This window comes from Vulcanococcus sp. DEBay_Sum22DG08_74, from assembly GCF_017852955.1.
GTDB lineage: Bacteria > Cyanobacteriota > Cyanobacteriia > PCC-6307 > Cyanobiaceae > Vulcanococcus.
The window spans coordinates 1-21,901 of the sequence record NZ_JAFMKL010000013.1; the positions used below are offsets into that span (position 1 = coordinate 1).

The window sequence follows — 21,901 nt, forward strand, 5'->3', positions numbered from 1 at the left end:
CTGCAGCCCCAGGCGGAACCGGGCAGCAGCATCAGTGGCCGCAGCCACTGCCGCAGCTACGCCACGGCCTGCGCCCAGGGGTTGTTGTTCGTCTTCAGCGGGCCAAGCGAGCAGGCAAGGGAGCAGCCCCTACCCCTGGTCCCGGTTCTCGATGAGGCCGGCTGGGTGGTGCAGGACACCTTCCGGGATCTGCCGATGGATGCCCTGACCCTGCTGGAGAACGTGCTCGACGCCAGCCACGTTCCCTTCACCCACCACGCCACCGTTGGCCGCCGAGAGAACGCGGCCCCCGTCGCACTGGCCCTAACGGGGTTCGATCGCGACGGCTTTACGGGACTGTGGGAGGAGGGCCCCAGACGCGGAAAGCTCGGGAGTCAACACACCCGATTCCTGGCCCCGGGGCTGATGTGGCACGACCTCACCGCCAAAGGGTTCGCCCGCATCCTCACGGTCGTCTATGCCGTCCCCACCCGTCCTGGGGAATGCCGATTGATCGCCCGCTTTCCCTTTCAATTCAGCTCCCCCTGGCCGGGACGCCTGCTGCGGCTGCGCCCCCAATGGCTCCAGCACATCGGCAACCACACGGTGCTGGAAGACGACCAGCTCTTCCTGCACTGGCAGGAGCGGGTCATCGAACAGCGGGGCGGCCGCCATGACGCCCTGCGCCAGTACCACCTCCCCACCCAGGCGGATCTCTACGTCAGAGCACTGCACGACTGGGTCAATCGCTACGGCGGCGAGCCATTCCCAGGCCAACCGCTACCGCAGCGGCAAAACCGCCAGGCCTTGATGGAGCGGTTTGAGGCCCACACCCGCCATTGCCGCAGCTGCGCCGGCGCCGATCGGCGGCTGAAGCGCCTGCAGCCGCTCTGCTGGATTCTGGTGGCCCTTGCAGGACTGGGCGCGGCCTGGAGTGGTCCGGGCTGGGCAGGCGGCATCGCCCTCGCCTTCGGCGTTGCCCTGGCCTTAGCGGCCTGGCGCATTCGGCGCTGGCGCCAGCTGCTGCGCTTTGGCAGCGGGCTGCCCCCCCGCAACCACTAGGGCAAAACAAACGGAACGGGAGAGTCGAAGTGCATCCAGCGGCCATCGCTTGGATGACTGAACTCCAGGCCGCAGGCATGCAAGTGCAAGCGCGCCGCAGAACGCTCGCCGTAGAGGGGATCACCCAAGATCGGATGCCCCAGCGCCTGCAGATGCACACGCAGCTGATGGGAGCGTCCCGTCAGGGGCTGCAACGCCAAGCGACTGCAGCTGGAGTGCTGAGACGACAGGCGCCAGTGGGTTCGGCAGGGTTTACCGGCGGGGTCGACGCCATAGAGCGGAGGCCTGTGTTGTCGCTTGGCGATCGGATGATCAATCCAGCCCTCCTCGCCATCGGGCACGCCGGAGACATCGGCGACGTAGCGCTTCTCAACCCGCCGCTCGGCAAAGGCCTGGCTCAAGGCGCGGTGGACCAGCGCTGAACGGGCGACGACGATCAAACCGGAGGTGTCCCGGTCGAGGCGATGCACCAAATGGGCTTCGGGCCACTCGGACTGGACGGCCGTGATCAAGGAATCCGACAGCTCGGGGCCTAGGCCGGGTTGGGACAACAGGCCGCTGGGTTTCTCGAGCACCAGCAAGGCCGGATCCTCGTAGACCAACCAAAGCGGATCAAACAACGCAGGCAAGAACGCTCGACCCTGGCCACACTGGCCCTAGTAGTAGCCGGGCCATGGCACTCGATCAGTTCAAACGGGCGCTCTCCGCCCTGCTCGAGCAGGCCCCCGAGGATCCCCTCGAGCGCGATGAGTACTTCGAGCTGAACACCCTCCCCAGCTACGGCGGCAGCGGCTTTGAAGTCGTGATCTGCGATGAAGAGCACGAGATCTTCGCCGTGATCTACACCGATCGCCTGTTCGACGAGGGGGAAGAGGGCCAGGAGGCGGTTGAAGCACTCGTGCCCCCATTCCTTGAGGCCGCCTACGGCCTGACGCCAGAGGAATGGCAAAGCACCGAACCGTTTGATCTCGGCTGGCGGAGCCGCGAATACCTCTGGTTCATGGAATTCAGCGTGCCCGGGCTCAAACCCACCTGCAGCTACTGAGGCTCAAGCGCTCCACTGGAGCAGCTGCAGCTCGCTGGCGCGCCGGCTGATCAAGACCAACTGATCGCCATCGACCGCCACAGGCAGTCCCGTCACCCGGCGTAGTTGTTGGCGATCCACCAAGGCCACACCACAGGTCTCCACCAGCAGCGCGGGCATCAACCCAGGCCCACCCCGCATGCCCAAGAGATCCAAGGCCTGACGGACGGCACGGGCCGAGGTGTCGGCTCCCAGCCGCTCCACCAGCTGAGGCCAAAGATGGTTCACCGGCTCAAAGCCAGAGAGATCGACGTCAAACACCTGCATCGATTCACTGTCTGCCGCCGGCTGGACCGCGGTCAAGCCCGGTTCAGTTGGACGTAGTGCGGGGCATAGAGAAACACCCGCTCCCCCAGACGCACCTGTTGGGCATCCAAGGCCACCGCTGCACCCGCCAGAAAATCGACGGCCCGCTGCAGCTGGTCTTCGGCCAAGGCGCTGAAGTTCACCACAACCGTGGCCTGATCACGCAGGGCCGTAATCGCCTCTTGAACCGCATCAAAGCTGGGCGGATGGATCACGATCACCTCCGGCCCCCAGCCGGGAGCGTCCTGCTCCGATGGCGGAAGAAACGGATCCATCAGCCGCTCGGCTCTTCAGAGGATTCAGGCTCCTCCTGGGGGCGGAAACGATCGAGCATTTCGGCCGTCGGATGAATCGTCTCCAGGGCATCCTCGTTGTCCAGGAAAGCCTCAAAGGAGCGGAAGCGACAGATTGTGGGCTCGATCTCAGGGTCACTGCAGACCTCCTGCCAGCTCAGATGCTTCGGTCTGAGCTCCTGGAAATGGACCAAGGCCTCCTCCAGATCACCCGCGTCACCGCAGTTTTCCCCCTTCCAGAGCAACTCAAAAAAGGTCACGGCCCGTTGCGCTCGGTTGCCCTGAGCCTACGAAGAACCAAGCACAAAAAAAGCTGGACCACAGATGCGGTCCAGCCAGGAATCGAAGCCCTGAAGAAAGGGATCAGTCCTCTTCCGCCTCAGCGCCGGCGGGGATCAGCTTGATCTGCTTACGGCCGAGTTTGATCTCAAACTCATCGCCGGGCTCCAGACCCAGCAGCGCGGTGTAGGCCTTACCCACCAGCAGGTTGCCGTTGCCCTGAACCGTGGCCACATAGCTGAGCTTGCGGCCGCCCTTGCCGGTGCCACCACCGCCGCCGCCAATGCTGAGACCTTTGGCCTCCAGCAGAGCCTCATAGAAGGCAGTGAAGTTCAGACGCTCTGAACCATCTTTTTTGTTGCTGACATACCCGCAGGAGCGAACAAGATCAGACTTGCTGACATCACCCAACTCTTTGACCTTGGCGAGAAGATCAGATCCGGTCAGCATTGAATAGAAATTCGGTTGCGGGAAAGATAGCGGGCCAAGCCACACTCACCAAGGGGGATGGTGTGCATGAAGAGACATTGCACACTCAAGCAACATCAAACGACATCCCTAGCGTCAAACCAGACACAGGCGTTCACCATGTTCGTAGGCGAAGTTTTCCTCGAGAGTGTCTCGACCGGCGTCATCACAGCTGAAGAAATCGCCTGGATCACGGCAAAGCAAAGCCAGTTCGACCGGCAAGAAGAGGCGATGGCCCTCAAGCTGGGGCGCCTGCTCGATGAGGGCGTGATTCAAATCGGCTGCCGCATGCTCGGCGACCACGCCCGCTCGGCCTAGATCAATTCCGGATGACGGGGGTCCCCCTTAAACGGACCCTCAACGGCTGAGGTGATCCAACCGCCGTAGAAGCCACCCGGCTGGGGAATCACCAGCTCCTGATCAATCCAACAGCCATCCATCAGCGCGGGATAGAGCGCGATCCACCCTGCGATCGGCGCAAACGGGGCTGTGGGTTGGACATAGGTCCAGGCCGCCTTGGGCAAGCAGCGATCGCCCAAGACGATGTCGAAGTAGCTCGCGACCCCCTTCCACTCACAAAAGCTGCGTCCGCCAGCGGGCACCAAGGCACCGGCGGTAAACGCCTCCGCCGGCAGGTAGTAAGTGGGCGGATGGAAAGTTTCCAAGACGCGAAAACTCTTCTGGGTCTCCGCCAACAGTGCTCCGAGGGCCCGCACCTGAATGTGCTGTGCGGAAGCCTGCAGGGCAGGAGGCCTGGGGTAATCACAAACCCGTTCTGGAGTGGGTGCCATCAAGCTTCAGCCTCAACCAGGAATGAAGTTGCGCAATTTCCGAGCCTCTTCTCCGGCGCGGTGCTGGAGCTCGGCATCGCTGAGCTGCTCGTCCTCGCGCACCATGGCCGCAATCACGTCGGCCTCCTCGACCTGGAACTGACACTCCGCAGCCCAGCCCAGAAGTTCCGTCAGATCCATCGGTGTCTTCAGCCGTTCAGCCATCTGCGGCTGCGAGCGGGCGTACGCAAGAAAGGCATCCAACTGCTGCAGCGACACGACCCTTTTTCGAAAGCACCGGTCTAACGGAACCCAGCCCTCGTCAAAGGACCGATCGCGCATCAAACTTGCCCCAGACGCGTGCATCGGCATGTCCACCCCCCTCCCCCAATGGATGCGCCTGCTCGGTGCGGGGCTCACGGGGCTGCTGGCCGTGCTGTTTGTCGTGGTGCTGCAACAGACCCGTGAACAGGGTCAACGGCTGCAGCAACTGCAGGACAAGGTGCAGACGATCGAAAACGCCAACGACCTGGAGCGCACCAACGCCCTGGAAGAGCAACTGCGCTCGACGGTGGAGCGGCTGCAGGCCCTGGAGGGCATCGAGCAAAAAGTCCAGAGCCTCAGCAGCCAAGTCCAGACCCTGCGGGATCTGCAGCGGTCCCGCTCCTCACTCTTCCCCTATGAGTCAGGCGGGCCTTCGCGCCCCCTGCCTGCGCTTCCGCAGCTGCCTTAATGGCGGGCGCTCAACGCTTCGATCAGATCCAGACACCGGTCATCCCCGTGATGGCCCAGTTGATCGCGGCCACCCCAGGAACCCTCTCCCTCGGACAAGGCGTGGCCCCCTGGGCGCCACCGGAGGAGGTGCTCCAGGCCATGGCGGCGGCACTGCGCAACGATCCCGACCTGCATCGCTATGGACCGGTGGCCGGGGATCCAGAGCTTCGCGCCGAGCTACGGCACTGGCTTGAGCAGCAACACCAGATCGACTGCAGCGCCAGCGAGATCCTGATCACAGCCGGCAGCAACATGGCCTTTCAGGCGGTGGTGCAGGCGCTGTGCGATCCAGGGGATGAGGTCATCCTCCCCGTCCCCTACTACTTCAACCACGAGATGGCAGTCCGCATCGCCGGAGGACATCCCCGAGCGGTTGAGGCGGGGGTCATCCCTGATCCCGCTCTGCTGGAGGAGGCCATCACGGAGCGAACTCGGGCGATCGTGACCGTCTCACCCAACAACCCCAGCGGCGCGATCGTTCCGCGGCCGGTTCTTGCGGCTATCAATCAGCTCTGCGCCCGCCGCGGCCTGATCCACATCAGCGATGAGGCCTACGCCCTGTTCCATTACGGAGCGGAGCGCCCCTGGAGCCCCGGTGCCGCAGCCGGCAGCGGCGGGCACACCATCACCCTGGGATCCCTCTCCAAAAGCCATGGCATGGCGGGCTACCGCATCGGCTGGGCCGTGGTGCCGCCGGAGCTGATGTCAGCCCTGACCAAGGTGCAGGACACCTCCTTGATCGGGCCGCCCAAGCTGAACCAATGGGCCGCCCGGGCCGCCTTAGCCGTGGGACCCCAGTGGTGCCGCGAGCAGATCCAGACCTTGGCGGAGCGGCGGGAGCAGGTCCTCGCTGCCCTTGGGCCAGCGACCCCCAAGCGCCCCTGGCGTCTGTTGAACCAACCGGAAGGCGCCTTTTACGCCCTGCTTGAACTGGACAGCAGCCTCAGCGCAGACCAGGTGATGAAGCGCCTCATCGTTGACCATCAAGTGGCCCTAGCCAGCGGCAGCAGCTTTGGGCTGAAGGGTGCCTGCCTGCGGCTGAGTTACGGGATGCTCAGCGGAGACGACCTCGACGAAGCCCTACGGCGACTCGAGCGCGGGCTCTTGGCCTTGAGCTAATCAGCCCTTCACCGCATCGCCGGTGGCGCTGGGGAGGATGAAGCGCTGGAGCCCAATGAACAACACCAGCACCGGCACGATCGAGACGACCGCACCGGCGGCCACCAGGCGCCAATCGAGGGAAAAACTGCTGGCCAGTTGTTGCAGCCCCAGGGGCAGGGTGTAGAGGTTCCGGTCATCCAGGATCACCAGCGGCCAGAGGAAATCACTCCAGGTGCCGATAAAGACAAACATCGCCAGGGTGATCAAATCCGCCTTGGCCGCAGGGATCATCACGTTCCACCACTCACCCAGGCGACTGCAGCCATCAATCCGAGCCGCCTCCTCCAGTTCCACTGGCACGCCAGCGAAGCTTTGCCGCAACAGAAAAATGCCAAAGGCCGTTGCCGCCTGGGGAATGATCAGGGCCCAGAGGGTGTTGCGTAGGCCCAGCTGCACCATCAGCAGGTAGAGCGGGATCATCACCACCTGAAAAGGAATCAGGATCGTCGCCACCACCAAAGCCAACACCAGGCCTCGCCCGGCAAAGCGCATCCGCGCCAAGGGGTAGGCGGCTAGGGAGCAGAACAGCAGGTTGGCGAACACCGCGCAGCCGCTGACGATGGTGCTGTTGAGGATGTAGCCCCACATGGGGTTGTCCTCGAACAAGCGCAGGTAGGCCTCCAGGCTCGGTTGGCTCGGGAAGAGCGCCGGGGGGCTGGTGAAGATGTCTTCGGCCGGCCCCTTTAAGGACGTGCTGACCAGCCAGAGCAGGGGCACGAGCATCGCCACCGCAATCAGCAGCAGCGCAATCAACTGCAGGCCGCGGAGCAACACAGACCGCCGGCGGCCGCTGATGGGCTCAGCCATCAGAGGCGAGGGCGATCGGCAGGGGCCATCTCACCCACCGGCAAGGGTGCTTTCTGGGGGTGCAGGGGTGAGTGTTGACTGCCCGCCACCAAGCGATTGAGGGCATTCACAAAGGCCTGGGCAGAGGCCACGACGATGTCGGTGTCGGCGGCATGGCCCGAGTAGAGCACCCCATCCGCCCGCAGGCGAATCGTGACTTCACCCATGGCGTCAATGCCTTCGGTGACCGACTTCACCGAGAACTCCACAAGCTCATTGGGCACCTGGGCCAGCTGGTTGAGGGCCTGGCAGACGGCATCCACCGGGCCGGTGCCAATGGCGGCTTCGGTCAGCTCTTCACCCTCGCTATTCAGCAGGGTGACCGTGGCCGTCGGTTGCAGGCTGGTGCCCGTGCTGACCTGCACCAACTTCAGGCTGTAGGTCGCCTGATCCTGCTGCTGCACCTGTTCGCTGACGATGGCCTCGAGATCGCGGTCGGAGATCTCCCGCTTGCGGTCGGCCAACTCCTTGAAGCGGGCAAAGGCATCGTCGAGGTCCTCGCGCTCGAGGTTGTAGCCGAGCTCCTCTAGGCGGGCGCGGAACGCACTGCGGCCGCTGAGCTTGCCCAAGGAGATGCGGTTATCGGCCAGACCGATGGTGCGTGCGTCGATGATTTCGTAGGTCAGGCGGTTCTTCAGAACGCCGTCCTGGTGGATACCGCTTTCGTGTGCGAAGGCATTGGCACCGACGATGGCCTTGTTGGGCTGTACCGCCATGCCGGTGAGGTTGCTCACCAAACGGGAGGTCTTGTAGATCTCCTCGGTGCGGATGCCGGTGAGGGGTTCGCTGCTGCTGACGTCGCGGCCCAGGAAAGGGTTGAAGTAGCTGCGGCGCACATGCATCGCCATCACCAACTCCTCCAGGGAGGCGTTGCCGGCCCGCTCACCAATGCCGTTGATCGTGCACTCCAGCTGGCGGGCACCGTTTTTCACGGCCTCGAGGAAGTTGGCCACGGCCAAACCGAGGTCGTTGTGGCCGTGCACCGAGATCACCGCTTGATCGATGTTGGGCACATGGCGGTTGATCCCATCGATCAGCGCACCGAACTCCGAAGGCGTCGTGTAGCCAACGGTGTCGGGGATGTTGATCGTCGTGGCTCCAGCGGCAATCGCAGCTTCGATCACCTGATACATGAACTCCGGATCGGAGCGGCCCGCGTCCTCGCAGGAGAACTCGACGTCATCCACCAGGGAGCGGGCGTAGGCCACCATCTCGCCGGCGATGCTCAGGACCTCCGCGCGACTTTTGCGGAGCTTGTGCTCCAGGTGGATGTCGCTGGTGGCAATAAAGGTATGGATGCGGCGATGGGCCGCCGGAGCGACTGCATCCGCGCAGGCCTTGATGTCGCCCTTGGCTGCCCGCGCCAAGCCACAGATCACCGGACCCTCGGCGGTACCGACCGTCTGGGCGATGCGTTGCACCGCATTGAAGTCACCAGGGCTGGCGAAAGGGAAGCCCGCCTCGATGATGTCGACGCCAAGCCGGGAGAGCTGCTGAGCGATCGCCAGCTTCTCCTCCAGGTTGAGGCTGGCCCCAGGGGACTGCTCACCATCACGCAGGGTGGTGTCGAAGATCAATACCCGGCCGGGATCGCGGGCCATGGCGGCTACAAGTCGGAATGGTTATGAGTTAGGTCCACTCTAGTCGGGTGGGCCTGGATGCGGCTCAGCCGCTTCAGTGACCGTCGGTCTTCTCGAGCTGCGGCTTCAGGCTGGAGAGATCCACAAACCGATCCGCCGCATTGCGCAGTTCCCGCGGAACCATGCCTTCGGTGCTCATCAAGACCACCTTCAGCCCCCGGATCCGCAGAACCTCCAGCAGACGCTCCAGATCACGGCTCCCGCTCATCACCCAGACCTCATCGATGCGATGGGCCACGGCCATCAGATCAATGGCGATCTCCACGTCCAAATTGGCGCGGGCGAACTGCCGTTGATCGGAGTCATGCCCCACTTCCCTCAGGGGCTTGGTACGAACCGTGAAGCCCAGGCTGGTGAGGGCATCACGGAAGGGACGCTGATCGGTCGCGTCCTTCAGGCCCGTGTACCAAAACGCTGAGCCGAGCTCGACGCCGGATTGCGCCGTGGCGTACTCCAGCAGCCGACGGGGATCGAAAAACCAGCCGAGTTTTTGCTGCACGTAAAACATGCTGTGGCCATCGACCGCCAGAGCCAGCTGCATCCGCACCCCTTCACTCCGTCGAGCCTAGAAGTTGCACCTAAAGTCGCCTCACTCTGAGCAGGGGCGTTGGCCGCAGGACCCGCTGACGCTGGCGATCTAGCGCTTGTTCTCCACGCGCACCTGCCGTACGTGCACTCCAGCGCACCGGGATCCCTGGAGGAGGACTGGTATTTCCAGGCCCTTCTGGAGTGCTACCTGCCTCTGCTGGACACCCTCGAGGCCGCCGCCGCTGACCCCAGCCAGCGACCGCGGCTGACCATGGGGCTCTCGCCCACGCTGCTCTCCCTACTGAGCAACAAGGTCCTCAGTCAGCGCTTTATCCCCTGGCTGGAGGTCCGCCAAGAGCTCTTGCGCCAGGCACCCCAGGACCATGCGGCAGCCGCGGCCGGCCTCGGGCTGCAACTCCAGCGGGCCAAGCAGGCCTGGAAGCAGGCGAAGGGTGATGTGCTGCCGCGCTTTCAGGCGCTGCAACAGCAAGGGGTCCTCGACCTGCTGACCTGCGGTGCCACCCACGGCTATCTGCCACTGCTGCGGGATTGCCCCGAAGCCGTGCGGGCGCAGCTGCTGACGGCCGTGCGGGAGCACGAACGCCTGCTGGGGGTCCGGCCCCTGGGGATCTGGCTTCCGGAATGCGCCTACTACGAGGGGCTTGATCGGCTGCTGGTCAGCTGCGGGCTGCGCTACGCGATCCTCGATGCCCACGGCCTGCTGCATGGACAGCCCCGGCCCCGCTATGGGGTCTATGCACCGATCTGCAGTCCCGGCGGGATGGCCTTTTTCGGCCGGGATAGCGAATCGACCCTGCCCGTCTGGAGTGCCCGGGAGGGCTACCCCGGCGATCCCAGCTACCGCGAATTCCACCGCGATCTGGGCTGGGATCTCCCCGAGCAAGAGCTCCAGCAACGCGGCATCACCAGCCCGCGCCCCCTTGGGCTCAAGCTCCATCGCGTCACCGGCAGGCAGTGCAGCCTGGAGGCCAAGCAGGCCTACGACCCGGCGCAGGCCGCCGCCACCGTGCGGCGCGATGCCCAACACTTCCTGGCGGGCCGAGCGCAGCAACTGCAGGACCTCAGCGGCTCGATGGAACGTCGACCGCTCCTGGTCGCCCCCTTTGATGCGGAGCTCTTTGGCCATTGGTGGTTTGAAGGTCCCCAGTTCCTGGCGGAGCTGTTCCAGCAGGCGCCGCGTCAGGGGGTGGGTCTGGCCACCCTGCGGGAGACCCTGAGCCGAGGCGATGCGCTTCAGCTCTGCCAACCGTCCCCCTCCAGCTGGGGGCAGGGGGGCTACCACACCTATTGGCTCAACGAGAGCAATGCCTGGGTGATCCCCGAGTGGAACCGGGCCTCGCGGGCGATGGTGGATCGGGTCAGCCGCGGAGTCGGCAGCGAGCAGGCCAGGGACTGGCTGCAGCAAGCGGGCCGCGAATTGTTGCTGGCCCAAAGCTCAGATTGGAGCTTCATCCTGCGGGCCGGCACCACCACCGAACTGGCCAAGGAGCGGATTGAACGCCATCTCAAACGCTTCTGGTGCCTGATCGAAGCGATCAACACCAACACCCCTCCACCGGAGGGGTGGCTTGAAGCCGTGCAACGGGAAGACGGCCTCTTTCCCCTGATCAACGCCGCCGACTGGGCCAGGCTGCCGGCCCCATGAGCGATCCCCGTCCTTCCCTGCTGGAGCCCCAGGCCCAGCGTGAGCTGCTCACGGCGGCACTGCCCGCCGAGCTGGCCTTTGAGCGGAGCTTGGCGGCCCAGGCCGCCGCCGAGCCGGAGCACGACCGGCTGCGGGTGCTGCAGCTGAATCTCGGCAAGCTCTGCAACATGCAGTGCTCCCACTGCCATGTGGATGCTGGCCCCCATCAAGGCCACACCCAGATGGGCGATGCGGTGGTCGACGCCTGCATCGCCGCCATCGAGCGACTCCGCCCTGCGGTACTGGACCTCACCGGTGGAGCACCGGAACTGCACCCGCGCTTTCGCGATTTGGTTCATGCGGCCCGCCAACGGGGCTGCCACGTGATCGACCGCTGCAATCTCACGGTGCTGCTCCTGCCAGCCCTCTCGGATCTGGTGGGTTTCCTGGCGGAGCACCAGGTGGAGATCGTGGCCAGCCTGCCCCAGCCGGAGGAGACCAGCACCGATTCTCAACGGGGCGATGGCACCTGGGAGGCCTCGATTGAAGCCCTGAGACGTCTCAATGCCAACGGCTACGGCCAGGGGCAAAGCGAGCGTCAGTTGACCTTAATGAGCAATCCCTGCGGCACCCAACTGCAACAGCTCACCGCCTGCGACGAGCTGCGCTGGAAACGGGAGTTACAGGAGAAAGCCGGAGTCCAATTCGATCGTCTGATCGGCCTGAACAACATGCCGATCGCCCGCTTCCTGCAGCAACTGCAGGCCGATGGTCACGTCAACTGTTATTTGAAGCTGCTGCAGGGCGCCTTCAATCCCGGTGCCCTCGCCGGTCTGATGTGCCGCGACACGCTTTCGGTGGCCGCCGATGGCTCGATCTACGACTGCGACTTCAACCAGATGCTGGACCTACCGCTGAGCGGAGGAGCCGACATTCGCTCCATCGATCTCGAGCAGTGGAAGGCGCAGCCGATCCGTTGGGGCAACCACTGTTTTGGCTGCACCGCAGGCCAAGGGAGCTCCTGCGCAGGCGCTACGGCTTAAGCAGACGCAGCATCAAGGGCAACTCACGCCCCTGCTGCTGCATCAAGCCCCAACGGACAGTCCAGGGGGCGACGGCGAACAGCCGCAGCATTGCGCCAATCAGGGCGGGAAGGGTGAGGGTATTGGTCAAGAAGCCGTACCACTGCTCTTTGGGCAGGGCGAAGAACGTGGCAAAAAACTGCCGGAGCTGGTCTTCGGGGTAACGCATCAGCTTCTCCAGGCCAAAGCGATAGAGGGCGTGCTTGCGCTGCAACTCGAGCGGCCACAGCGCCTGCCAGGCCTCACGCGCGAGGGACGGCGCAGAACGGTTGCCATCGGCAAGGCCAACGGCGATGGCCTCTGCCAGCAGCGGTGCCCGCCGCAGCAAGGAGCCCACCATGTAGCCAGAGGCGGGATGGACCAAGGTGGCGGCGCCCCCGAAGGCCAGCAACTGCTGCTCCAAATCCGGCAGGGGCATGTTCATCGGGAAGAGGCAGAACTCCTCCTCCTCCATGGCGAGCAGCTCAACACCGCGATGGGCCAACCGCTTCAGCAGACGCTCCTTCAAAACCGCGTAGGGAACAGCCGGGGCCAGGGCCAAGGAGGTTTCCTCCACGAAAAAGCGCCCCTCGCCGAAGTCCATCGCATACAAAAACGTTGGAGCTCCGCAGCGGCGCTCCGCCTCACTGAGGTGATCGCAGCGGTAATCCATCAGGACAAATTGGCCGGGCTCCACCGGGGGCTTGGAGAAGCGCCCCACAATTCCGTAGGCCGCCTGCCCCGCCACCGGACCTTCATCCGGGCGCTTGAGGAACGGGCTGTGATGACCGCTGCAATCAATCACCAGGCGCGCTTCGAGGCGCTCCCCTTGATCCGTCATCACCACCGAACCCTGGCTGTGGTGCTCAATCCCGGTGACTGCAGCGCAGGTCCAGGGCACACCAGCGGCTTGGCAGGGGGTCAGCCAGTGGCGCTGCAGCGCAGCTTTGTCGAAGAGGCCGTAGTCGATGCCATGGGCAAAGGCCTCGGTCCCGAGCGCTGCACCGAAGTAACTCGTGGTGTGGCTCCAGCGGTGTCCCAACAGATGGGCCATGCCCAGGGCATCCACCTCCGGTCCCCAGATGCCATAGGTGTTCTGCCATGGCGCCTCGGGGGAGGTAGGAGCCACACCCGCCACCTTGACGCCCCGCTCCACCAGCGCGGCGGCGATGCAGAGGGCCGCAGGGCCAGCGCCGATGACGAGGACGTCAACACCCATGAATCAGGCCATTCACCCGGTGGGCGATCGAACGATCGCCCCGGTGATCAGACATCCGCGCTAACGGCCTCGCTGCTGGCGTCCTCGCCCGACTCCTCGTCCTCCTCCAGGGCTGGCGGAACCAGCACCACTTCGGAGAGGCGATCCCCACTATCGAGGCGTTGCAGCTTCACGCCCGTGGCGGCACGGGACTGCTGGGGCACCGCGTCGGCTTGCATGCGCACGATCACACCGCGCTCGCTGACCAGCAGCAACTCCTCACCAGCACCAAGCACCCGCAGGCCCACGAGCACATCGCCGTCCCGGCGGAACTTCATCGCCCGCAGGCCCATGCCGGCGCGCTTCTGGAGGCGGAACTGATCCACAGGGACCCGCTTACCCAGGCCGCTGGCCGAGGCCACCAAAACCCATGGCCCCTCGCTGGGCGCCACCTCCTCTGCATCGTCCTCGTCGCTCGCAGCACTGCTGCCCTCGACACGGTCCGCGAGTTCCACCGGGAGCACGTCCATGCTCACCAGCTGGTCCCCAGGCCGCAGGTTCATCGCCCGCACGCCCCGGGCGGTACGGCCCAAAGGCCTCAGCTCCTCATCGCTGAGGCGGAAGTGGATGGTCATGCCATTGCGCGAGCCGATCAGGACGCTGTCGCCCGGCTGGGCAAGACGGACCCAGGTCAGGGCGTCGCCCTCTTCCAAGGAGATGGCAATCAAGCCATTGGAGCGGATGTTGGCGAAGGCCGAGAGACGGGTGCGCTTGACGTAGCCACCGCTGGTGAGCATCACCAGAACGGCGTCCTCAGTGAACTCACTCACCGCCAGCAGTGAGGTGATCTGCTCCTCCCGCGGGATCGGCAACAGCTGGACGATGGGCGTGCCCTTGGCCGCACGACTGCACATCGGCACCCGGTAGGCGGGCACGGTGTAGACGACGCCACGGTCGGAGAACAGCAGCAGCGAGTCGTGGTCGTTGCAGCTGATGAAGAGACGGACCGCCTCTTCCCCTTGGGTTTTGGTGCCGGCCTTACCGCGGGTGCCGCGGCTGGTGGCCTCAAACTCACTGACCGGCATCCGCTTGAGGTAGCCGTTCTCGGTCAGCAGCACGACAGAGCGCTCGTTGGCGATCAGGTCGATGTCTTCGAGACCGCCTTCGACATCGAGAATCTCGGTGCGGCGCGGGGAGTCGTAGCGGGAGCGGATGACGCCCAGCTCGTCGGTGATCAGGCCATAGACCCGCTCCTTGCGGGCCAGGATGTCCTTGTAGTCCGTGATCTTGGCGAGCAGATCCTCGTGCTCGAGGCGAATCTTGTCGGCCTCAAGGGCGGTGAGGCGGCGAAGCTGCATCTGCAGGATCGCGTCCGCCTGAACTTCACTCAGTCCAAATTGCTCAACCAGCTCCAATCGGGCGCTGGCGGTATCTGCAGCACCGCGAATCAGGGCAATGATGGCGTCGAGATTGTCGAGCGCAATCAGCAGGCCCAGCAGAATGTGGTCGCGCTCTTCGGCCTTGCGCAGCAGGTATCGCGTCCGGCGCTCAATCGTCTCGACCCGGAAGTCGAGGAAGACCTGCAACATCTTGCGCAGGGTGAGCAGCACGGGCTCGCCATTGACCAGCGCCAACATGTAGGCACTGAAGTTGCTCTGCAGCGGCGTGAGCTTGAACAGGTTGTTCAGCACCACCTGGGGGTAGGCATCCCGACGCAGCTCAATGACGATCCGCATCCCGTCGCGGTCGGATTCATCGCGGATATCCGCGATGCCTTCGAGCTTTTTGTCATTGACCAACTCAGCAATGCGCTCAATCAGCGCCGCTTTGTTGGTTTGGTAAGGCAGCTCGGTGATGATCACCGCATCGCGATCGGGGCGCCCCTTGGCCTCAACCGTCTCAATCGCAGCGACACCGCGCATCGTGACGGAGCCCCGGCCCGTTTCGTACATCTCACGGATGCCGCGGCGGCCAAGGATTTGTCCACCGGTGGGGAAGTCGGGTCCCGAGACGTAACCCGTTAACTCGCGATCGGTGAGTTCAGGGTTGGCGATGAGGGCCAGCAGGCCATCAATCAGCTCGGTGAGGTTGTGGGGAGGAATGTTGGTGGCCATGCCCACCGCAATTCCTGTCGATCCGTTCAGCAAGAGCTGGGGGATGCGCGCAGGCATCACCGTTGGCTCTTGCTGCGAACCGTCAAAGTTGTCGATGAAATCGACGGTTTCGCTCTCGATGTCCTCGAGAAGGCTGTCGGTGGTGAGAGCCCGGAGCCGCGATTCGGTGTATCGCATGGCGGCCGGCGGATCGTTATCCACCGAACCGAAGTTGCCGTGACCATCGATCAGCGGCATGCGCATGGAGAAGTCCTGCGCCATGCGCACCAGCGCGTCATAGACGGCCGTATCGCCGTGGGGGTGGTACTTACCCAGCACCTCACCCACAACACGGGCGCACTTTCTGTAGGGCCGATCGCTCGTCAGGCCGAGCTCGTACATCGCATAGAGGATGCGGCGATGCACAGGTTTGAGACCGTCGCGGGCATCGGGCAGGGCCCGTCCCACGATGACGCTCATCGCGTACTCCAAATAGGAGCGCGACATCTCGTTGCGAAGGTCAGCCTGAATAATTCGGCCGTCGGATCCGCCTGGTCCTTCTCCGTCCCCCGCGGGCATCTCACGGGGTTCGGTTGGATCCGCCATTCGGGACAGCTTTGATTAGAACGCATTTTATCGGTACTTGCGCCTGTGTCTGCCTCCCCTGGGTCAACCCCCACTCGGAGCGAGACAGATCTGCTGCAACTGCAACGGGACGGGGAACTCCAGGTCCGCAGCGCTACGCAATTTCGAGAGCTGGCCGAGGCGCGGGGATTGGAGCAGGCCTACCTGGAGACCCACGTCGTCGTCGCCAGCGACGCCGAGCTGATGCAGCAGGCCACGCTGGTCCTGCACCTGGGGCCAAGCGATCCACCGATCCGGATTCGTCAGTTCCGTTTTGGACCTGCTGAAGGCCACGGCGGTCACGGCAACACCGATCTCGTGATTCCGATGGGGACCGGGGGCGCGGCCCTGCTCAGCGCACTGCTTGCGGGGCAACGTCTGCCCCTCTCCATTGGCGGGACGCCCAGTCAGCAGCAGCCGAAGGTTGAGCTGGAGACCGAACTCGGCCTGGAGGACATCCCCTGTGGCCGGCTGCTGCTGCACCGCGGCATCAGCGAAAACGGCGTAGTGGCGGTCAGCAGTCGAGAAGGCCTCACCCCAACCCCCTGGGGCCCCGTGCTCGGCCCATGGACCAGCGCGCTCTACAGCTGCCGCGGTCCTGGAAGCATCGGTCTGAGCATGCCTGGCTTGACGGGCCTTGGAGCGGGATCACCCGTCCTCGTGGGGGGAGCCATCGGCTGGGTCAGCGGGCCTGGCAGCGGCCACAACCCCAAGACGAAACGAAGCAGCGACGGGTTTGCGCTCGGGCCAGGGGCCTGCTGTGCCCTGGAGGTGGACCTGCATGGACTCAGACCATCGGCCATCCGGGCCACCCGACTTGCCGACGGCAGCAGCGGCCTGCTCGTGGCCATCGCCGCCCCCATCCCGCTGTTGAGCCTCAGCACTGCGGAGCAACTTACAGCAACAGCCGAAGAGCTGTCAGCGCCGGTCTTGGACTACGGCATCCCCAGGCGGGTGCGCCCCTCTCCCGCAAGCGCCCGCTACAGCGAGCTGTTCAGCGGTGCCATTCGGCTCGGTGATCGGCAACTCACGGCCGCACCAGCCCACAGCCCGCGGCTGGCGGCGGAAGCCGAAGCGCAACTGGCGGAGATGCTGCAACGCGGTGCCTTCCCCCTGCGCCTGCCCCTCGCACCACTGCCCAGCGACCGGACTGTGCGGGCGCTGAACTAACACCAAGCGAACCGACAACGATCAAAAACGGCCGTAAGCTCCCGGACCATTGATCTCAAACCCCAAGCCATGGCTGATGCTCCTGCCCCCCAGCCGGACGCCGAGCAGCAGCCCGAAGTCGAGGCTCTCGAGGTCCAAGCCACTGAAACCGTCGCAACGACTGAAACCGTCGAAAGCGAGCTAATCGAGACGGCAGCAGAGACCGCCGCGGAACCCACAGTCGAGGTCACACCGGAGCCCGAACCGACTCCAGCGCCGGAGCCGGAGCCCGTTCCTGCTGCTGAACCGGTGAATGCCTGGACCCCCCAGGTCGCCAGCACCACCGATGTGCCGGCCAGCCCAGCGGCGGTGACCACCGCGAACGAAGGCGAGGGCGGCGAATGGGAGTTGCTGGTTGAGAAGGTCAAGCAGTGGATTGCCAGCGGCCAACTGCAGCAGCAGTGGCAAACCGCTCGCACCCCCATCACCCTGGTTGCCGGCCTGATCGGCCTTCTGCTCGTTCTGCGGATCTATGGCGCCCTGCTGGGCGTGGTGGAAAGCGTGCCCCTGCTGCCTGGATTGCTGGAGCTGGTGGGTGTGATCAGCGTCGTGAGATTCAGCCTGACGCGCCTGGTCAAGAGCGACGATCGCCATCAGGTGATCGACGGCCTGAAGCAGCGCTGGAGCAGCTTCCGGGGTCAGCGCTAGCAGACGGTTGAGGGCCAGAAGCAGTCAGGCCGGTTGATAGCTTGGCTTGATTGCTTCAAAAGGTCTCAGGTGGACATTCAGCTCGGCCGTTCCCGTACTGTGCGCCGCGCCTACGGCATCGATGAAATCGCCTTGGTGCCAGGCGGTCGCACGGTCGATCCGGCCGTCACCGACAGCAGCTGGACCCTGGGGGGCATCACCCGTGAGATTCCGATCATCGCCAGCGCCATGGACGGCGTGGTTGATGTGGGGATGTGCGTCGAGCTGGCCAAGCAGGGCGCCCTGGGCGTTCTGAACCTTGAAGGGGTTCAGTGCCGCTACGACGATCCCAACCCTGCGCTCGATCGGATCGCCTCGGTGGGCAAGGAAGAGTTCGTGCCCCTGATGCAGGAGCTCTACAGCCAGCCCGTGCGGGAAGACCTGATCCGCAAGCGGATCGCTGAAATCAAAGAGCGCGGCGGGATCGCCGCCGTCAGTGGCACGCCCGTGGCCGCCCTGAAATTCGGCAAGGCCATCGCCGAGGCCGGTGCTGATCTGTTCTTTGTGCAGGCCACGGTGGTCAGCACGGAACACATCGGACCGGAGGGCCAAGAGAGCCTGGACCTCGAGGCCCTCTGCCGCGATTTCGGGGTTCCCGTGATCATCGGCAACTGCGTCACCTATGACGTGGCCCTCAAACTGATGCGCGCCGGCGCCGCTGGCGTGATGGTGGGCATCGGCCCTGGAGCCGCTTGCACCTCCCGCGGCGTCCTCGGCATCGGCATTCCCCAAGCCACCTCAGTCGCCGACTGCGCTGCAGCCCGCGACGACTACATGAAGGAGAGCGGCCGTTACGTGCCGATCGTTGCCGATGGCGGCATCGTCACCGGCGGTGACATTTGCAAGTGCATCGCCTGCGGCGCCGATGCCGTGATGATCGGTTCACCGATCGCCCGCTCCGCCGAAGCCCCCGGTCGTGGCTTCCACTGGGGGATGGCCACACCCAGCCCCGTCCTTCCCCGCGGCACCCGCATCAAGGTGGGAACCACCGGCAGCCTCGAGAAAATCCTGCGCGGCCCGGCCTCCCTCGACGACGGCACCCAAAACCTGCTGGGCTGCATCAAGACCTCGATGGGCACCCTGGGGGCACGCACCCTCAAGGAGATGCAGCAGGTGGAGGTGGTTGTCGCCCCCTCCCTGCTGACCGAAGGCAAGGTTTATCAGAAGGCCCAGCAATTGGGCATGGGTAAGTAAGCGACCGCGTTAGCCTCCGGAGTGTGTGGGGCCAAAAGCCCTCACACTCCTCACACCCCCCGGCTCGGCGCGTCCGAGCTTTCATTCTTTGGCCGGGACTGGCGGCATCGCCGCCGGCTCCACTCCACCCAGTTACGAGTTCCTCCAGGCCTCAGCCGAAGCCGAAAACTCGTTGCTACATTCCGAAAACACTGATCCTGACCGGATGTCCAGCGCCGCAGCCGTCACCGACGCTTCCTTCGAGCAAGACGTGCTCAAGAGCGATGTACCCGTTCTTGTGGATTTCTGGGCGCCCTGGTGCGGCCCCTGCCGCATGGTCGCTCCGATCGTCGACGAAATCTCGAAGGAGTTCGAAGGCAAGATCAAGGTCTTCAAACTCAACACCGACGAGAACCCCAACGTCGCCAGCCAGTACGGGATCCGCAGCATCCCCACCTTGATGATCTTCAAGGACGGCCAAAAGGTCGACACCGTTGTCGGTGCTGTGCCCAAGACCACCCTCTCCGGCACCATCTCCAAGTACCTCTGAGCGTCAGCGGCACCGCCCAAGACCTCCCCTCAAGCCCGGCCTTTGGCCGGGCTTTTCTGTCCTGATCCCAAACGATGGCGATCGAGCGAAGCCCCCTGGACGCGTTGGCCGATGCCCTTGAGGGCCATCCCCAACGCCGCTCCATCGAGCGCAGTGTGGTTCAGCTGCTGGAGATCGCACGCAATAGCCGTGATGCCGATGAGTGGCGACTGATCACCGGTGCCCTGGCGGACATCCGCGATGGCTTCAACGTCTTTGCCCCCCATCGCCAGACCCGCAAGGTGACCGTGTTTGGGTCCGCCCGAACCCAGTCGGCGGAGCCGGCCTATGCGCTGGCCGAGGAGCTCGCCCGCGAAGCGGCCCGGCGCGGCTTTGAAGTGATGACGGGAGCCGGCGGCGGCGTCATGGAGGCGGCGAACCGCGGCGCGGGCTGCGAGAGCAGCATTGGCCTGAATGTGGACCTGCCGTTTGAGCAGCACGCCAATCGCTACGTCAATGCCTGCGACGGGCGCCTGCTCCACTTCCGCTACTTCTTCACCCGCAAGCTCTTCTTCCTGCGCGAAAGCGACGCCCTGGTGGTCATGCCCGGCGGTTTCGGGACCTTTGATGAGCTGTTCGAATCGCTGACCCTGATTCAGACCGGACGGACCCCGCCGATCCCCCTGGTCCTCCTGGCTCCAGAGGACGACAGCTTCTGGAGCGATTGGCTCAAGACCATTGACGGCACCCTGCAGGACAGGGCCTTGATCTCTAGCGAGGACACCTCCCTGTTTAAACAGGCCCGCAGTGCCGCCGAGGCCCTGGAGCAGATCAGCCGCTTCTACCGGGTGTTCCACGGCGCTCAACTCGCGGGGGAGCAGACGGAGCTTCTGCTGCATTGCCCTCTGCCTGCCGCCACGGTGGCCGAGCTCAACCAACGCTTTGATCTCCTCGTGGATGAGGGGAACATCAGCCAAGGGGAGAGCTGCGACCCCAACGGCATCCTTCGGCCCTGCCTGCGTTTCCAGCTCGATCGCCGCAAGGTCGGGCTGCTCTACCAACTGATCGATGTGCTCAATGGCCTGCCGCTCGAGCTCCCCCCCTCGATCGAGCAACCTGGACAACGTCTCTGCTCGCTCCCGCCCACCCCATGACGCGCATCGGCCTGATCGACTACGGGATGGGCAACCTGCATTCCGTGCAGCGGGCTCTAGAGCGCCTGGGCTGTGAAGTGCGGATCCTGCAGCAGGCCGAAGCCCTGGAGGACTGCCAGGCCCTGGTCCTGCCCGGGGTGGGGGCCTTCGACCCGGCCATGGAGCGTCTCCATGCCTCCGGGCTCGTGCCCGCGATCAAGGCCTGGTGCAATGCAGGGCGCCCCCTCCTGGGGATCTGCCTGGGCTTGCAACTGCTCTTTGAGAGCAGTGATGAGGGTTCAGCCTCCGGCCTTGGACTGCTCGCAGGTCACATCGCAGCGCTGCCAAAGGTTCCGGGTCATCCCATCCCCCACATGGGCTGGGAAGCCCTGATTCCCGGAACGCCCTCCCCGCTACTGCCCGAGGGAGCGCCAGACAGCTGGGTCTATTTCGTCCACTCCTTTGCAGCCCAGCCCAAGGATCCGAGCTGCATCACCGCCTCGGTGTCCTTTGCCGGCCAGGACGTCACCGCAGCCGTCTGGCAAGGCAGCGTCGCAGCCTGCCAGTTCCACCCTGAAAAATCCTCAGAAGCGGGTGAGCAGCTGCTTCGCCGCTGGCTGCACTGGGTCGAGGAACAGGCATGAGCCTGCGACTCAGTGGCGGACGCAAACTGCTGAGTCCCCCTGGAGACATCGCTCGCCCCACGGCCTCTCGGGTGCGCCTAGCCGTCATGAACATGCTGGCGGCCGAGCTCCCTGGAGCCCACTGGCTTGATCTCTTCTGCGGGAGCGGAGTGATGGGCTGCGAAGCGCTCTTGCGCGGTGCAGCCAAGGTGGTGGCGGTGGAACAGGACCGTCGCGTCGGCGCCACGGCCCGCAGCAACCTGGAGCTGGTGGCCTCCAGCCTGCAACCGAGACCTTCGGTCCAGGTGATCCAACAGGAGGCGATCCGTTGGCTGGGATCAGCCCAAGGGGAGAGCTTTGATCTGGTCTATGCCGATCCGCCCTATGCCGCTGGCCTCTATGGCGCGTTGATTGAGCGCCTGGCTGCCGGAGATTGGCTCCATCCACAGGCCCTTGTGCTGCTGGAGCACGCAACAAAAAACCCGCCGGAGATCCCGGCGGGTTGGGTGGTCGAGAAGCAAAAGCACTACGGCAGCTGCGGCCTTCTGGTGCTCGCTCGCTCTTGAGATCAGCCGCCCAGGGCGCTGCCGCGGCGGTATTGGTTCCAGGCGGCCACGAACAGACCCAGCAAGGTCACGGGAATCAGACCGAGCACGATGCCGCAGAGCAGGGGTTCGATCATGGACGGAGCAACCAGCTTTGGTTGCACAATTCTCCCACGCCCATGGCTGGGTTC

General features: G+C 64.6%; 27 protein-coding genes. 14 read left to right on the forward strand and 13 right to left on the reverse strand.

The genetic code is table 11. The features are described from left to right. Window positions 1-1,041 (forward strand): cell death suppressor protein Lls1 (locus QZ184_RS03085; protein WP_296418106.1); only part of this gene is annotated, 1,041 nt, incomplete at its 5' end. Here the strand turns inward: QZ184_RS03085 and QZ184_RS03090 are convergent. Further along, window positions 1,038-1,670, reverse strand: a complete 633-nt coding sequence (locus QZ184_RS03090) for an RluA family pseudouridine synthase (RefSeq protein ID WP_363159478.1) — start codon at window positions 1,668-1,670, stop codon at window positions 1,038-1,040. The two genes, QZ184_RS03085 and QZ184_RS03090, sit on opposite strands and share 4 nt — an antisense overlap. A gap of 44 nt (window positions 1,671-1,714) precedes the next feature. Here QZ184_RS03090 and QZ184_RS03095 point away from each other — a divergent pair, with 44 nt between their 5' ends. After that, window positions 1,715-2,086: a hypothetical protein gene (locus QZ184_RS03095; RefSeq protein ID WP_010317901.1), complete on the forward strand. Its 372-nt coding sequence runs from the start codon at window positions 1,715-1,717 to the stop codon at window positions 2,084-2,086. Between the two features lie 3 nt (window positions 2,087-2,089). Here the strand turns inward: QZ184_RS03095 and QZ184_RS03100 are convergent, their stop codons facing one another. From QZ184_RS03100 to QZ184_RS03115, 4 genes are all read right to left on the reverse strand, one after another. After that, window positions 2,090-2,392 carry a hypothetical protein gene (locus QZ184_RS03100; RefSeq protein WP_296416020.1) on the reverse strand — a complete coding sequence of 101 codons (303 nt, stop codon included), beginning with the start codon at window positions 2,390-2,392 and terminating at the stop codon, window positions 2,090-2,092. Window positions 2,393-2,424: 32 nt separating this feature from the next. Beyond that, a complete protein-coding gene (locus QZ184_RS03105) occupies window positions 2,425-2,706 on the reverse strand; it encodes a cell division protein SepF (protein ID WP_296416019.1) in 282 nt (93 codons plus the stop codon). Beyond that, complete coding sequence (locus QZ184_RS03110) at window positions 2,706-2,984, reverse strand: hypothetical protein (protein WP_010317904.1); 279 nt, start codon at window positions 2,982-2,984, stop codon at window positions 2,706-2,708. The genes QZ184_RS03105 and QZ184_RS03110 overlap by 1 nt, the downstream gene beginning before the upstream one ends. 103 nt (window positions 2,985-3,087) lie before the next feature. Further along, complete coding sequence (locus QZ184_RS03115) at window positions 3,088-3,453, reverse strand: AbrB family transcriptional regulator (protein WP_247479146.1); 366 nt, start codon at window positions 3,451-3,453, stop codon at window positions 3,088-3,090. 138 nt (window positions 3,454-3,591) lie between these two features. On the opposite strand from QZ184_RS03115, the gene QZ184_RS03120 reads away from it, so the two are divergent. Then, a complete protein-coding gene (locus tag QZ184_RS03120) occupies window positions 3,592-3,789 on the forward strand; it encodes a hypothetical protein (protein WP_296416017.1) in 198 nt (65 codons plus the stop codon). On the opposite strand, the gene QZ184_RS03125 is transcribed toward QZ184_RS03120, so the two are convergent. Beyond that, window positions 3,786-4,262 carry a DUF427 domain-containing protein gene (locus QZ184_RS03125; protein ID WP_296418108.1) on the reverse strand — a complete coding sequence of 159 codons (477 nt, stop codon included), beginning with the start codon at window positions 4,260-4,262 and terminating at the stop codon, window positions 3,786-3,788. The genes QZ184_RS03120 and QZ184_RS03125 overlap by 4 nt on opposite strands. A gap of 12 nt (window positions 4,263-4,274) precedes the next feature. Next, window positions 4,275-4,613, reverse strand: a complete 339-nt coding sequence (locus QZ184_RS03130) for a Nif11-like leader peptide family RiPP precursor (protein ID WP_363159485.1) — start codon at window positions 4,611-4,613, stop codon at window positions 4,275-4,277. Between QZ184_RS03130 and QZ184_RS03135 the strand changes: the two genes are divergently transcribed. Both QZ184_RS03135 and QZ184_RS03140 read left to right on the forward strand, forming a co-directional pair. Beyond that, complete coding sequence (locus QZ184_RS03135) at window positions 4,612-4,974, forward strand: hypothetical protein (protein WP_010317909.1); 363 nt, start codon at window positions 4,612-4,614, stop codon at window positions 4,972-4,974. The genes QZ184_RS03130 and QZ184_RS03135 overlap by 2 nt on opposite strands. After that, window positions 4,974-6,134 (forward strand): aminotransferase class I/II-fold pyridoxal phosphate-dependent enzyme, encoded by a 1,161-nt coding sequence (locus QZ184_RS03140; protein WP_296418110.1) that lies wholly within the window; start codon window positions 4,974-4,976, stop codon window positions 6,132-6,134. The genes QZ184_RS03135 and QZ184_RS03140 overlap by 1 nt, the downstream gene beginning before the upstream one ends. Here QZ184_RS03140 and QZ184_RS03145 read toward each other — a convergent pair whose 3' ends face one another. From QZ184_RS03145 to QZ184_RS03155, 3 genes are all read right to left on the reverse strand, one after another. Beyond that, the gene (locus QZ184_RS03145; protein ID WP_010317911.1) at window positions 6,135-6,983 is read right to left on the reverse strand and encodes a carbohydrate ABC transporter permease; all 849 of its coding nucleotides are present in this window, start codon (window positions 6,981-6,983) and stop codon (window positions 6,135-6,137) included. After that, entirely contained in the window at window positions 6,983-8,623 is a 1,641-nt protein-coding gene (locus QZ184_RS03150; protein WP_296418112.1) for a 2-isopropylmalate synthase, read from the reverse strand. Before QZ184_RS03150 ends, QZ184_RS03145 begins: the two co-directional genes overlap by 1 nt. Before the next feature lie 73 nt (window positions 8,624-8,696). Then, window positions 8,697-9,203 carry an NYN domain-containing protein gene (locus tag QZ184_RS03155; protein ID WP_010317913.1) on the reverse strand — a complete coding sequence of 169 codons (507 nt, stop codon included), beginning with the start codon at window positions 9,201-9,203 and terminating at the stop codon, window positions 8,697-8,699. 66 nt (window positions 9,204-9,269) lie between these two features. Here QZ184_RS03155 and QZ184_RS03160 point away from each other — a divergent pair, with 66 nt between their 5' ends. Both QZ184_RS03160 and arsS read left to right on the forward strand, forming a co-directional pair. Next, window positions 9,270-10,856, forward strand: a complete 1,587-nt coding sequence (locus QZ184_RS03160) for a 1,4-alpha-glucan branching protein domain-containing protein (RefSeq protein ID WP_296418114.1) — start codon at window positions 9,270-9,272, stop codon at window positions 10,854-10,856. Further along, complete coding sequence (gene arsS, locus QZ184_RS03165) at window positions 10,853-11,878, forward strand: arsenosugar biosynthesis radical SAM (seleno)protein ArsS (protein WP_296418116.1); 1,026 nt, start codon at window positions 10,853-10,855, stop codon at window positions 11,876-11,878. The genes QZ184_RS03160 and arsS overlap by 4 nt, the downstream gene beginning before the upstream one ends. Here the strand turns inward: arsS and crtL are convergent. Together crtL and gyrA are read right to left on the reverse strand one after the other, a co-directional pair. Beyond that, a complete protein-coding gene (crtL, locus tag QZ184_RS03170) occupies window positions 11,868-13,115 on the reverse strand; it encodes a lycopene beta cyclase (protein WP_296418119.1) in 1,248 nt (415 codons plus the stop codon). The two genes, arsS and crtL, sit on opposite strands and share 11 nt — an antisense overlap. A 47-nt stretch (window positions 13,116-13,162) precedes the next feature. Further along, window positions 13,163-15,793: a DNA gyrase subunit A gene (gene gyrA / locus QZ184_RS03175; RefSeq protein WP_296416008.1), complete on the reverse strand. Its 2,631-nt coding sequence runs from the start codon at window positions 15,791-15,793 to the stop codon at window positions 13,163-13,165. Between the two features lie 45 nt (window positions 15,794-15,838). On the opposite strand from gyrA, the gene QZ184_RS03180 reads away from it, so the two are divergent. From QZ184_RS03180 to rsmD, 7 genes are all read left to right on the forward strand, one after another. Next, a complete protein-coding gene (locus QZ184_RS03180; protein WP_296418122.1) occupies window positions 15,839-16,981 on the forward strand; it encodes a homocysteine biosynthesis protein in 1,143 nt (380 codons plus the stop codon). Window positions 16,982-17,050: 69 nt separating this feature from the next. Then, on the forward strand, window positions 17,051-17,668 hold the full coding sequence (locus QZ184_RS03185; protein WP_296418125.1) for a CAAD domain-containing protein: 618 nt from the start codon (window positions 17,051-17,053) through the stop codon (window positions 17,666-17,668). A 69-nt stretch (window positions 17,669-17,737) separates the two neighbouring features. After that, window positions 17,738-18,901, forward strand: a complete 1,164-nt coding sequence (locus QZ184_RS03190) for a GuaB3 family IMP dehydrogenase-related protein (protein WP_010317920.1) — start codon at window positions 17,738-17,740, stop codon at window positions 18,899-18,901. Window positions 18,902-19,106: 205 nt separating this feature from the next. Beyond that, window positions 19,107-19,430, forward strand: a complete 324-nt coding sequence (gene trxA / locus QZ184_RS03195; RefSeq protein WP_010317921.1) for a thioredoxin — start codon at window positions 19,107-19,109, stop codon at window positions 19,428-19,430. Window positions 19,431-19,504: 74 nt separating this feature from the next. Beyond that, window positions 19,505-20,563 (forward strand): TIGR00730 family Rossman fold protein, encoded by a 1,059-nt coding sequence (locus QZ184_RS03200; RefSeq protein WP_296418127.1) that lies wholly within the window; start codon window positions 19,505-19,507, stop codon window positions 20,561-20,563. Next, window positions 20,560-21,186 (forward strand): imidazole glycerol phosphate synthase subunit HisH, encoded by a 627-nt coding sequence (gene hisH, locus QZ184_RS03205; RefSeq protein ID WP_296416004.1) that lies wholly within the window; start codon window positions 20,560-20,562, stop codon window positions 21,184-21,186. The genes QZ184_RS03200 and hisH overlap by 4 nt, the downstream gene beginning before the upstream one ends. Next, entirely contained in the window at window positions 21,183-21,731 is a 549-nt protein-coding gene (rsmD, locus tag QZ184_RS03210) for a 16S rRNA (guanine(966)-N(2))-methyltransferase RsmD (RefSeq protein WP_296418129.1), read from the forward strand. The genes hisH and rsmD overlap by 4 nt, the downstream gene beginning before the upstream one ends. A 2-nt stretch (window positions 21,732-21,733) precedes the next feature. Here rsmD and petG read toward each other — a convergent pair whose 3' ends face one another. Then, on the reverse strand, window positions 21,734-21,847 hold the full coding sequence (petG, locus tag QZ184_RS03215) for a cytochrome b6-f complex subunit V (RefSeq protein WP_006041770.1): 114 nt from the start codon (window positions 21,845-21,847) through the stop codon (window positions 21,734-21,736). Window positions 21,848-21,901 lie beyond the last annotated feature (54 nt).